The following is a 12,876-nucleotide window of genomic DNA, read 5'->3' as shown; positions in this document are numbered from 1 at the left end:
TTAGCATATGTTCTGTCAGGTATAGGGCTTTAAAAGTGTCTCTGTCATTACACAGATAAGCTTGGTATAAGCCTTAATTGGGCAAATACAAAAACCCTTAAGAATCACTGACAGAATTCCAGCATATATGCTCTTATTATGGAGATTTATTTAAAAATTACAAGAGATTTATATGAAGAAGGAACCTTACAAATTGGTAAGGAAATAGTTCATTTTAATAAAAAATATTTCCATTTTTTGCCATATTTTTGCAAGATAAAAAGACTACATTCAAAAAATTTTCTATTATTCACAGAAACTATGTAATACAATCCCTTATAAAATATTCACTATTTTTGCGTTTATGAGAAGAGCGGCAAGTATCATCACACTATTTTCAACCTCCAATATTGCATCTGTTTTGCACGGTTATAAGAGCTATCGAATTGGATTTTTATATAATATATTGATATGTAATGATAAATTGTCTTTTTGAATGCTAAATGATACTCTAAATATCGCAAGCTTCTCTGGTTTCAAATCTGTTTATATTAATCAAGATTATTAACTTGCTTGTGTCTTGCAAGAGACAGGGTTTTTATGGATTCAACATGAACAGATTCCAAATAAAAGAGATTTAGGCTATTAAGGGCTTTTATTCAATATGAAAAAAGGTAATTTATATTTATAATCAATATGTTGCTTTAACAAGACACCATTGAAAATAGTTGAAAAAATGTTTTTTATTAAACAATATATAAAATAAAAAAGGAGAGTTTTTAAACGAAGCACTTAAGAAAGGCTCTGTAAAAGCGATATCTGTAAAAACTAAAAAACATACGAAAAGCAATTGTTCTAATTAAATAAATGGAACTTTAAATGCTGTGAAATATCTCCTCAAAAATTATGATGTAGGACACATGGATAAAAAATATTGATTTCTATTTGAGTTCATTTCTTTTGCACTAACTAAGTGTAGAAATGTGAAGTTGAAAAGAAAGTAAGATCTTATCGTCCCATGAAGAGAAACACGTGAAATGACGAGCAACAAGAATTGATTAAGAGAAATCAATGCGTAATCAGACTTGTGATGATCAAAGCTTTCTGTTTTCTAAGGCAATGAACATATCAATGAGGAGATGTACTATTGGAATGAGGCTTTGCTTTCATCCAAGTACGCAATTCTTCAATAAGGATGGCAATAACACCGAGAGTGATAAAACTATCTGCAAGGTTGAAAATAGCAAAATAAAAAATATCATCAATATGAAAAAGTATATAATCAGTGACATGATGAAAGCGAATACGATCAATGAGATTGCCGATGGCTCCTCCAATAATAAAAATAAGGCCAAAGCGCATTAAATACTTATTATATTCAGTATTTTTCCATAACCATAGAAGGAAGATAATCACAATGATCGTGATGGCGATGATTCCCCACTGAGAAAAGGAAGAAAAAAACGAAAATGCGATGCCAGAATTGCGCACATGATAAAGGGAAAGAAAAGGAATAAGCGAAATTTCTGTTCCTAAAGGCATATTGTGCATAACCCAGTATTTGACAGCTTGATCAAGTACTACTGTAAAAGCCAAGCCCAAGAGAAGAAAAGAGAGTGATTTACGAATCATGTTTTTCCTCACATGGTTCCAGTATTAAATAGGGGCGACGGATTTCATAAAGCATAACAGCTGTTGCTACAGCTAGATTAAGCGAGTCTGCTCGTCCGCTTTGTGGAATACGCGTAAGTTTATCACACCGATTCGTAAGAAGATCTGATAATCCCTGTTTTTCATTCCCCATTAAAAGGATAATAGGGCCATTTTTGAAGTCAAGTGTGCGATAATCCAGAGATCCTTTGAGGTGTGTTCCAACGATCATACCTTTAAAGTGAGAAGACCAGTTTAAAAAGGCGCTTTCATCAAAACGATAAAGTGGTACAGAGAAAATAGATCCCATGGTTGCACGGACCGTTTCAGGCGAGAAAGGGTCTGTTGTTTCACCAATTAAAATAACACCTTTAGCACCTACAGCATCAGCGGTTCGAATAATGGTACCAAGGTTTCCAGGATCACGCACACGATCAAGCGCGATGTAAACATCTTTAATCTGTCCTTTTATCATTTCAAAAGAGTGCCATTTTTGCTTGAAAATACCAATAACTGTTTGTGGGTTATCGCGTCGGGTAAGTGATTCCATAACCTTTTGTGAGGCTTTAATAACAAAACCACCGTTGGCAACAGCACGTGCGGCAGTATTTTCAATAGTAGCATTACCGATTTTACTTTTAGAAAAAATAAGCGTCTGTATTGTCCAGCCAAGATTGAGAGCATCAATGACCAATTTCAATCCTTCTGCCATGAAAAGACCTTCTCTATTACGGTTTTTCTTTTGGCTAAGTGCTTTAAGATCTTTTATGATGGGGTTGCTAAGAGAGGTAATTTCTTTCACTCTACCAGTTTTGGGTCTACACATATTCAAGCAATCCAACGGCTAAAAAGAGAAGTAGAAAGAGCACGTCCTGCAACTTCTTCACGCAAAATGAGTTCTCCTGATTCGACCGTACCACCAAGATTTACAAATGCATCACGCATTAAAGCATGAAGTGCAAAGAAGGAAGCACGAATAGAATAAGCTGTAAGGACAACAGAGAGCGGTTTATCAGAGAGAAGTTTACGACAATTTGTGATCATGGCGGGTAAATGATCAAACAGTTGCCAAATTTCACCATGGGGTCCACGCCCATAAGCAGGGGGATCAAGAAGAATCATATCATAGCTTTTTTTACGACGCAGTTCACGCTCGACAAATTTCATAGCATCATCGCAAATCCAGCGAATAGAATGATCTGGTAATCCTGCTCTTTCTTGATTAGCTTTTGCCCACGCAATGGCTTTTTTAGAAGCATCAACATGGGTAACATTCGCACCCGCTCGTGCTCCAATCAAAGAGGCAATACCTGTATAGCCAAAAAGATTCAACAATTTTATAGGGCGTTTGGCTTGAACAATTTGTTCTTCCATAGAGCGCCAATGGGCATCTTGTTCAGGAAAAACCCCCACATGACGAAAGGAAGTAAAACGGCCTAGAAAAGACAATCCATTCCAAGCAAGAGCCCATGTTTCATCAAGTGGCTTTTTAGGAAAATGCCAACGCCCAACCCCTTCTTCATCAAGGTTTCCTGTGAAAATAGCATCAACATCAGCCCATTGTTGTTGAGGTAAAGCGGGTTTCCATAGTGCTTGACCTTCTGGTCGAATAATGCGGTAAGCTCCATAACGTTCTAATTTTTGTCCATGACCAGAATCAATGAGAGCATAGTTTTCGCTTATACCCGTTTCTAAAATAAGGGGCAACTTTTCCTGCGGATATCTATTGTTATGGGAGGATTGAAAGTATTGTGCGGGCATGTTTTGTATCACGGTATATGAGGTATAAAAAGATATTATAAAGCTCTTAAATGTTTCGTAAAAGTGCAAAAAAGCTAAAGTCAATTAAAACATGTATAAAAAAAGAAAAAGAGCACTTTTAACTCTGTACTGAATATAAAATACTAAAGAGAAAAGATTTCATTTAAATACCATTACACCAGATTTGTGATAGATGTTTTCAATTTTTCAATCTCGGCTTTACTTTTTTTGAGAGCTTTTTTGTATTTGTGATAGGAAAACCAACTTATCAGATTTCCTAATAAAATACCAAAACCAAAGAAAATAAAGAGCCATATAAAGAGGGGAGCATGATAAGTAAAACTTTCAGGATTTGCTCGAAAAGGATCAAGGGTTAACGGAACCATTTGACGATTAGCCACGATAAAAACAATCAAAACCGCTGCGAGAATCACACCGATACTTGTTAGAAGAATACGTTTAATTATCATAAGTTTCTCACTGATTAAGACGGTCGCGTAAATCCTTGCCAGTTTTAAAAAAAGGAATCCACTTTTCTTCAACAGAAACAGCTTCACCTGTTCGTGGATTACGTCCATTACGGGCTGAACGGCTTTTTACAGAAAAAGCTCCAAATCCACGAAGTTCAACGCGATTGCCATTTGCAAGTGCTGTTGCAATTTCCTCAAAAATAGCGTTTACAATATTCTCCACATCCCGTTGAAAAAGATGCGGGTTATGACGAGCGATAATTTGCACAAGCTCTGATTTTACCACAATAGCCTCACTTTCACACAAAAAAATTTTGTAATTGTGCACTCCATGCATATTACAATATATAAACGGATAAAAGCAAAATAAAATCAAGAAAAAACAAATTGCAAGAAACAAAATTTGAAAATACCTTCTATAAAGGTTATACAGATTAAAAATGCGGAGTATTTAAGAGATCAGGAGAGTATGTCCGTACACAATCATTATGAAGCCTTTTCAACGCAATCATCTTGTGGAGATGTTTTAAAAAAAGCATCCCGTCATTCGCGTCGCATTAGCATATTAAAAATCTTTTTACCTCTCTTAGCGTTGATTTCAGCGCTGGTTTTTTGCTGGTTTACGTTTTTCTTGGTTCCCATTACTTCTGATTCTATGCCTTTGAACAATGGAGAAAGTGGCGTGATGAATTTGACGATGCTCAATCCAAAATTAGAAGGGTATACGCGTGCTCATGAACCTTATTGGCTTAAAGCAGAAAAGGCATTTCAAGACCATACACACGCTGGAATGATTGGGTTGCAAAACATTACAGCTAGAGCATTTATGGGCCAACAAAGACAGATTTTTCTCGCAGCACAAGGGGGGGTTTACGATAACATTAATGGTTTTTTACAGTTGGACAAGCCATTCACCATTACGACGAATGATGGGATGATGGTACAATTTATGTCAGCTAGTATTAACTTATCCGAGGGACAGTTAAAAACAGATCAACGTGTTAATATTCAGCAAGCCGGTTTTCATCTTGCCGCAAACGCCTTACAAATTCGAGAAAAAGGAAAAAACATGTATTTCCATGGTGGAGTGCATTTAGTGCTTCAAAAGCAATAACGCAATATCAATACAAATCTTTAAAGGATATTTATAAAGAGAAGTATGTGTATATACAAACAAAAGAATTGAAATAATGAAATCGTACAAAAGATGGATAGGTGTGATGTTGGCTTTTAGCATGGGAATGTTAGGAGGAGGAGCAGTTTTAGGATATGCTGAAGTGGCCCATTTTGGAATAAGTCTATCAAGCGATAAAGAACCAGTAGAACTTCATGCAGATTCTTTGGAAATACGTGATAAAGAAGGGATAGCGCTTTTTAAGGGTGATGTTTCAGTGGTGCAAGGTGAACGTCTTTTAAGAACGGCAGAATTAGTTGTTTACTACGATAAAGCATATAAAGAAATTGATAAAAATCAGGAAAATAAAAAGGCATCATCTGTTTCTTTATTTGGTTCGTCGAGTATACAAAAAATGGAAGCTTTAGGAAAAGTTTATATAAAAATTGCTACGCAAGTTGCTACGGGTGATAAAGGCGTTTTTGATGGAAAGTCAAAAATGATGAGTTTGACAGGGAATCATGTTGTGTTAACTGATGGTGACAATGTGGCAACGGGGTGCAAACTAACGGCAAATATGGAAAGCGGAAAGGCTTTTTTAGAAGGTTGTGAGACACCTAAGAAAAAAGGTCGTGTTTCTATTATTTTAAAACAAAATCAAAAGAATGGTCATTAAGATTTCATGTTTGGAATCAAAATAAAAAAACAGACCGATAGGTATAATCTTGAAAGTGAAGCTTCAAAAAACCCCTTAAAAGGGACCTTGATTGCCAGTAATTTGATTAAAGTTTATCGAGGAAGGCGAACTGTTAATGGTGTTTCTTTTGGCATTCGTACGGGAGAAGCCGTTGGCATTTTAGGGCCCAATGGGGCAGGTAAAACAACTTGTTTTTATATGGTTACGGGGCTTATAAAATCTGATGGAGGATCCATTAAAATTGATGGATTTGATATTACGCATCTTCCGATGTATCGACGTGCGCGTTTAGGTATTGGATATCTTCCACAGGAAGCGTCTATTTTTCGTGGTCTTTCAGTAGAAAATAACATTAAAGCTGTTTTAGAGGTCGTTGAAAAAGATCGCCTTAAACAGCGTGAAGAGTTAGATAGCCTTTTACATGAATTTAAAATTGATCATTTACGTAAAATGTCTGCACTTTCGTTATCTGGAGGTGAACGTCGGCGACTTGAAATTGCGCGCGCTTTAGCTTCTCGTCCCCATTTTATGTTACTTGATGAACCATTTGCAGGAATTGATCCTATCGCTATTTTCGATATTCAACAACTTATTCGTCATTTAACGAAGCGTGGCATTGGTGTTTTAATAACGGATCATAATGTGCGTGAGACATTAGGGCTTGTCGACCGCGCTTATATTATTCATACAGGGCGCGTGTTAGTTCACGGTTGTCCTAACGATATTATCAACAACGTTGATGTACGCAGAATTTATTTAGGAAATCAGTTTTCTCTTTGATTTTACAGCTTTCACGAGTTTCCATTTAAGTTTAACCAAACATTATTACTGAAAATCTCCTTATTTATGCCAAAACTTCTTTTATGACTATAACCTTAGAATGTTTTTATTGAGTGGTGAAAAAAGCTTCATCATTAAAGAGTTAGTTTTTTTTTATAAGTTTAGCTTACTCATGATTGTATCATAGAAAAGATATCACTAGATTAACGTGATAATGAGTGATAAATGAAACTCTCAATAAATGCGTGTGTTATTGAAAGGTAAGAGATGTTTATCATATTTTTCTCTGTAATATATCGATGATGCTGGTTTAGGTATTTTAATAGGAGCGCCGGTTATTCAATAGGAGTTGTCGTATTTTATTGGTTTATATGGCCCTATTAAAAAATAGGAGCTTGACTACAGATATCAGGCTAAATCTATAAATCTTTTAAAATAACCATTAAATCTCTAAAAACCTTTATATTCTTGTTATAAGGCGGTATTCAAGCTATACAGTAATTTTCAAAGTAAAGGTCCATTTTGCTCAGTATGCTTTTCATCTTAATTTAAGGGATCATTTTTAAGGAAAGAAAAACTCTGATAGCGAATTATACATCAATTCTTATGACAAGTTTAATAAATTTATGAATAATGACCTTTTCTAGAGTCGTAAGGAAATTAACTTTATGAACAACTTCATTTCTTTGTTTTCTCATGCCGTTAATGAGGAGCTAAATACTATTTATTGTTGTGTTAAAAGTGATATGACATGTATTGAGTTATCATCCGTTATAAATTGAAAAATAAAAACACATGCGATGTTGCGAAAAGTGAAAGAACATTAAGTATCTATACCGTTTATAGGTTTATTGATGAGCATTTGAGCGTGTAAGAGGAAAATTAAAGTATGAATTTGAGTGAGTTAATAGCACCGGAAGCGATCATTCCGGCTCTTAAGGCTAATTCGAAAAAACAAGTTCTACAAATTTTAGCCGAAAAGGCTTCTAAGCTGACAGGTCTTAGTGAGCATGTAATTTTTGATGTTGTTTTGCAACGCGAGAAGCTTGGTTCAACGGGTTTGGGTGGTGGTATTGCGATTCCTCATGGGAAATTACCTGATATTGATCGGATTGTTGGTATATTTGCACGTCTTGAAAGTCCTGTTGATTTTGAAGCTCTCGATGACGAACCTATAGATCTCGTTTTTCTCCTTTTGGCACCTGAAAATGCTGGTGCAGATCACTTAAAAGCTTTATCTCAGATTGCACGTGTTTTGCGCCATGCTGATGTTGTGCAAAAGTTGCGCAATACGCATAATGCCAATGCGCTTTATGCTTTATTGATTCAAACTTCAGAATCAAATGCAGCTTAAAAGGTATTATGAGCGTATAAATTGCGAGGTATGCACCACAGAGCGTAGGAAATAATATAATTTGCATCTTAAGACTAATAACAAAAGGTTATGTCATGAGATTTAAAAAAAATCATTTCTAAGTGAACCTTCTTTTTAAAGAGCAAGCAACAAAAACGAAGGAGTTGTCCTTTCTTGTTCTCGTATATTAAAGCACCTAATTATTATGTTCATGGATTCTTTTATCCTATTATACTATAAAAACACTATCATTTGAGGTGTGGTGAGATAAATTCTGGAAATCTTCTTGATATATTAAGTGCTTTTAGAGTGCGTGGTAAATATTTTTAAGCAGGATTTGTCTGTAGAGCCTTTAGTTAAGTGAATCACATGAGTGGAAAGGCAAGGGGAACTCGACTCAACAAGAATCCAAACTTCTTATACACCAAATTGGGTTAAAAATCTTCACCCTCTGAGGGTGGGGCAGTAATCAATAGAAAAGTTTATTCGTGCATTGAATTTTTTTGTAAATTAAATTTTGGTACTTAGGGATAATATTATTAAGATTCAAGTAGAAAATAGGGGATATTGTATCCCGTGTGTGTCAATATATTGATTTATAAAGATAATTTACTGTTTTACATGTTGAATGAGAGATCCGAATATCATAAGATTCCCTCATGCCGAACCTATTCATGTTGAATCAATCAAAACCATTCACTTACACGATTACAATTAAGGAAAGCCGTGTGGATAAGACTGTATAAGACAAGGAGTAAAAATGCTTCTTATGAACCGTCTCAAATGCCAAGGGCTGTAGCAATATTGGAAGCTGGCAAAGTGTGATTAAGTATGATTTAGATGTCAGCTGTTGTATAAAGCTCATACTAAAAAATAATTTTGTACGGTAAGAATGAAAACTATACCTTTAGGTTGGGTGAAAGAGTTTTTATGCATAAGAAGATTTATTCAAGTGTCTTTAATTGATTAAAATGTTGTTTAAAAAACGGTAATGTTAGAACTTCTATAGAAAAAAGTTTTATATTTCTTGTTATAAATTACTGAGAAATAAGATAAGAGAACTTGTCAAAAAATTCTTAAAACATTTTTGGTAACAGGAAGAAAGGAATTGTCTAATACATTTAAAATAATATGTTTAAGCTATTATAAGCTACTAGAATCACTTTAGAACTTAAAATTGGAGATGAAATATATAGGAAGAGTTAATAGGAGCAAAAGAAACAAAGTTACATGTAGTTGTTGAGACAAAATCTAGTACTTTATGTTTCATGACCAATGTAGTGATAATAGTCTATTATTTTTTTAAGATATTTTGAAGATTATGAAAAGGCGATATGGGAACGATGTTGAATACGAAGTATGAATGCACTATAATGGATAAAAGGTGAGGTATTTACGAACATAAATGTATTGAATGTGTGAAGTCGAGAAGTGATATTCGCAAGGCTGTGAAATTTTTGGGGAGGTCAGGGTGTGTTTGCAAAATTTTGCAGCAGATTTCTTGTGATATTAAAGAGTATAGTTTATTTCTTAACAGAGTGGTAGTGTATTTTCATCTCGTTTTGAAGTTCTATTGCTTAAAGAAATCGTTTTTTATACAAAAACGAAATGAGTAGCATAAAATGAAAATGTTATTTTTTAATGTGGTTATTGAATAAGAAGTTTATATTTTGGTAACACCTAAAAGGTCACAATGAAACGTAGAGATCTATTTTAATTGGTGTGAAAATATTTTGCTTATTGGAAGAATTAGGACAGTGATACATGAGTATCGAGGTTTTTTTGAATTTTTCCAATGAAGAGAATCTTGTTAGAGACTAAAGAAGTGAGCTAAATAAAGATGTTTGAAAAGACTGTTATTGCTGCATCTGTAATGGTTCTGGTTACAGCTGGGGCAGCATGTGCACAAACGCCAAATCGTTTAAATCAATTTGAAGCATGGGGGGTCTATTCTTATAAATCGCCCCAAAATACGATTTGCTATGTGTTATCGGTACCTTTGAAGGCTCTTCCAACGACGGTTAATCATGGTGATAATTTTTTCTTAATTACCAAGCGTTCTCATTCACCTGTTTCGTTCGAACCGCAGTTTATGGCTGGTTATACGCTTCAAGAAGGATCGAGAGTGACAGTGACCATTGGAAATAAGGACTTTAATTTTTTCACGAAGGATTCCTCAGCTTGGTTGGCGTCATCAGAGCTAGAAAAGCAGCTTGTTTCTGCTATACGTGCTGGAAACAATATGACAGTGCAAGCGATATCAAAAAGAGGAACGCATACCACCTACACTTATTCCTTAAAAGGGGTCACTGCTGCATTAAACGCAGCTCAAAAGTGCCATTAAGGTTTCGATAACTTCTAAAATAGTGATGTGAATTGGAAAGCAATGGCCATTTCCTATGACCTTAGACCAGTTGGTTCATGTTTTGCACGAAAAACAGATAATGTGGTCGTGAAGGAGAGTTCTAAGCTCTCTTTAATTGGTTTGTCGCAAGATGAAATGATACAAGCTTTAAAGACAGTTGGTGTACCAGAGCATCAGACGCGTATGCGTATGCGTCAGCTTTGGCATTGGCTTTATGTGCGTGGTGTTTCAAATTTTGATGAGATGCTGAATATTTCTAAAGCAATGCAAGAAACACTTAAGTGTCATTTTTCCATTATGCGTCCAGAAATTGTTGGAGAACAAATATCAAAAGACGGTACACGTAAATGGCTTTTACGTTTTCCTGCACGTGGAGCTGGAAGACCTGTTGAAATTGAAACGGTTTATATCCCTGAAGAAGGACGTGGTACTTTATGTCTTTCATCGCAAGTAGGGTGTACGTTAACCTGCTCTTTTTGCCATACGGGAACGCAGATGCTTGTTCGTAATCTGACCGCAGAAGAGATTTTAGCACAACTATTAGTTGCACGTGATTGTTTGGGTGATTTTCCTGATAAGAATACCCCTGATGGAGCAATTGTTCCCATTGAAGGACGAAAAATTACCAATATTGTTATGATGGGAATGGGAGAACCTCTTTATAATTTTGAAGCTGTTAAAAAAGCTTTATTGATTGCCTCTGATGGCGATGGCCTTTCTTTATCAAAACGTCGAATTACGCTTTCAACTAGTGGGGTTGTTCCTGGAATTATCCGAACCGGAGAAGAAATTGGTGTTATGTTAGCAATTTCACTCCACGCAGTACACGATACACTAAGGGATATGCTTGTTCCCATTAATAAAAAATATCCGCTTGCTTTACTAATGGAGGCTTGCCGTAATTATCTTGGTCTTTCCAATGCAAAACGAATCACATTTGAATATGTTATGCTGAAAGATATTAATGATAGTTTAGATGATGCTAAGCGATTGATTCAGTTATTGAAAGGGATTCCTGCTAAGATTAATTTAATCCCTTTTAATCCGTGGCCAGGGAGTAATTATCAGTGTTCTGATTGGGAGCAAATCGAGCGTTTTGCTGATGTCGTTAATCAAGCGGGCTATGCTTCTCCTATTCGGATACCGCGTGGACGCGATATTTTAGCTGCATGTGGACAGCTTAAATCAGCTTCAGAGCGCTTACGTAAATCTGAACGGTTACGACTTGAAAATGCCATTGGTCATTAGTTAACGCAATTTTCAGCGATATCGAGGCCTATGCTTTTTTTCAGTAAATCATCATATAATAGCATGTGTGAGACAGAGATTAAGATAGATAAGTGCTAGACGAACAGTCTCAGCTTTTATATGCTAAATGGGGTAAGATATTGTCTATAGTCTGTTTGCATAATCTCTGAAATAAGAAGGAAGCCTAATTTAGAGGGAATATGAGGTCTTAAGGATTGTAACTAATTTTTACCTTATTATCATACTCTTTAATTCGGTTTTATGTCTTTTAAAAGCATCTACGGTAATATCTTTTAAAAAGTGGAGATGGTGCACTGCCTCATGCTTTTGTTTATTACGTTCTTTAATAAGATCACGCTTCACAAGCACAACAGAGGATCTAAAATATAAATACCATTGTGTTGTCCATTGATATGTTTTTTAGGTATCTCTGAGTGCACTCTTTATATCACGACAATGCCTGTGAAGAGTATAACAAAAAGGCTCTGTGAAATGTACTATACTCCTACACCTTTATGTTTAATAAAGGTGTAAGTTGATACCACCATTCTATTTTTTAGCTCCCAATGTTGTAAACAGCTTTTGGCACTTAAGATGGTTCATAAGAGGTATTTTTATTCTTTTCTTAGACAGTTTTTATCCATACGAAAACTCCAGCTTCGCTTGTGATGTACAAAGGAAAGGTATTATTTTATTCAACATAAACGGGTTTGAAATGAAAAAATCTTATAATATTTGTTTTTTTATTTAAATTAAAAGCGATACATTACACATATAAATCAATGTTTTGTAACGATAAGGAGATGGAGGGCAAAGCTGGTAAAAGTACCAGCAATAAGCCAGTCGAGAAAGCGAATATAAAGAGGGTTCTTTTTGAGAGTTTTGGTAAGTTTATGCGCTGTAAAAACGATTGCAATTGTAATGGGGAAAGAAATAGGAATATAAGAGAGTCCTAAAAAGAGCAATTTTTGTGTTGCCATAGGATCATTCGCATTGATAAATTGTGGTAAGAATGTCGCGTTAAAGAGTATAACTTTAGGATTGAGAAGATTAATTCCAATACCAGCAAGATAGTTACGTTTAGCGCTTTGAGATTTAGAAGATGTCTGTTCAAAGGAAAAAGTGGGGTTTCTCCGTAACGCTTGAAAGGAAAACCATAAAAGATAAAAGGCGCCAACAATTTTCAGAAGAACAAAAGTATGTGGTGCAGCAAAAATAAGCGCTGATAAGCCAAGTGCTACAGCGGTAACCTGAATGGCAAACCCTGTTGCACTACCCAAGGCGCACATAATTCCAGCTTTTTTGCTTTGTGTAATGGTTCGTCCTACAGAAAGCATCATATCTGGTCCTGGAATAAGTGCTAAAATCAACGATGCTAAAGCAAATTGTACAACAATAGACCACTCCGGTAGAAATGACACGTAAATCTCCTTTTATTTTTAAGCAGTGTTCACTATT

Annotated in this window: 12 protein-coding genes; 6 read left to right on the top strand and 6 right to left on the bottom strand. The window is 35.4% G+C overall.

What is annotated here, in order from left to right; genetic code table 11:
- Window positions 1–1,107: 1,107 nt before the first annotated feature.
- From lspA to ihfB, 5 genes are all read right to left on the bottom strand, one after another.
- Complete coding sequence (lspA, locus tag ACFILY_RS00710) at window positions 1,108–1,611, bottom strand: signal peptidase II (RefSeq protein WP_375637263.1); 504 nt, start codon at window positions 1,609–1,611, stop codon at window positions 1,108–1,110.
- Entirely contained in the window at window positions 1,601–2,455 is an 855-nt protein-coding gene (locus tag ACFILY_RS00705) for a TrmH family RNA methyltransferase (protein ID WP_375630618.1), read from the bottom strand. The genes lspA and ACFILY_RS00705 overlap by 11 nt, the downstream gene beginning before the upstream one ends.
- 2 nt (window positions 2,456–2,457) lie before the next feature.
- Window positions 2,458–3,390 carry a class I SAM-dependent methyltransferase gene (locus ACFILY_RS00700; RefSeq protein ID WP_375637260.1) on the bottom strand — a complete coding sequence of 311 codons (933 nt, stop codon included), beginning with the start codon at window positions 3,388–3,390 and terminating at the stop codon, window positions 2,458–2,460.
- Between the two features lie 173 nt (window positions 3,391–3,563).
- Complete coding sequence (locus tag ACFILY_RS00695) at window positions 3,564–3,860, bottom strand: lipopolysaccharide assembly protein LapA domain-containing protein (protein WP_273790185.1); 297 nt, start codon at window positions 3,858–3,860, stop codon at window positions 3,564–3,566.
- 7 nt (window positions 3,861–3,867) lie between these two features.
- A complete protein-coding gene (gene ihfB / locus ACFILY_RS00690) occupies window positions 3,868–4,146 on the bottom strand; it encodes an integration host factor subunit beta (RefSeq protein ID WP_273790186.1) in 279 nt (92 codons plus the stop codon).
- Between the two features lie 183 nt (window positions 4,147–4,329).
- Between ihfB and lptC the strand changes: the two genes are divergently transcribed.
- From lptC to rlmN, 6 genes are all read left to right on the top strand, one after another.
- Window positions 4,330–4,974 carry an LPS export ABC transporter periplasmic protein LptC gene (gene lptC, locus ACFILY_RS00685; protein WP_273790187.1) on the top strand — a complete coding sequence of 215 codons (645 nt, stop codon included), beginning with the start codon at window positions 4,330–4,332 and terminating at the stop codon, window positions 4,972–4,974.
- A 76-nt stretch (window positions 4,975–5,050) separates the two neighbouring features.
- Window positions 5,051–5,650 (top strand): LptA/OstA family protein, encoded by a 600-nt coding sequence (locus ACFILY_RS00680; RefSeq protein ID WP_375630614.1) that lies wholly within the window; start codon window positions 5,051–5,053, stop codon window positions 5,648–5,650.
- 6 nt (window positions 5,651–5,656) lie between these two features.
- Complete coding sequence (lptB, locus tag ACFILY_RS00675) at window positions 5,657–6,451, top strand: LPS export ABC transporter ATP-binding protein (protein WP_273790190.1); 795 nt, start codon at window positions 5,657–5,659, stop codon at window positions 6,449–6,451.
- An 889-nt stretch (window positions 6,452–7,340) separates the two neighbouring features.
- A complete protein-coding gene (gene ptsN, locus ACFILY_RS00670; protein ID WP_273790191.1) occupies window positions 7,341–7,805 on the top strand; it encodes a PTS IIA-like nitrogen regulatory protein PtsN in 465 nt (154 codons plus the stop codon).
- 1,840 nt (window positions 7,806–9,645) lie between these two features.
- Complete coding sequence (locus ACFILY_RS00665) at window positions 9,646–10,149, top strand: invasion associated locus B family protein (protein WP_273790192.1); 504 nt, start codon at window positions 9,646–9,648, stop codon at window positions 10,147–10,149.
- Window positions 10,150–10,191: 42 nt separating this feature from the next.
- A complete protein-coding gene (gene rlmN / locus ACFILY_RS00660; protein ID WP_375637258.1) occupies window positions 10,192–11,418 on the top strand; it encodes a 23S rRNA (adenine(2503)-C(2))-methyltransferase RlmN in 1,227 nt (408 codons plus the stop codon).
- A gap of 779 nt (window positions 11,419–12,197) precedes the next feature.
- On the opposite strand, the gene ACFILY_RS00655 is transcribed toward rlmN, so the two are convergent.
- A complete protein-coding gene (locus ACFILY_RS00655; protein WP_375630609.1) occupies window positions 12,198–12,839 on the bottom strand; it encodes a LysE family translocator in 642 nt (213 codons plus the stop codon).
- Window positions 12,840–12,876 lie beyond the last annotated feature (37 nt).

Origin of the sequence: Bartonella sp. CL25QHWL, assembly GCF_042195335.1 — a bacterium.
In the GTDB taxonomy this organism is placed as follows: domain Bacteria; phylum Pseudomonadota; class Alphaproteobacteria; order Rhizobiales; family Rhizobiaceae; genus Bartonella.
The sequence above is the reverse complement of the archived record's forward strand: the minus strand, read 5'-3'. Positions and strand labels throughout refer to the sequence as shown.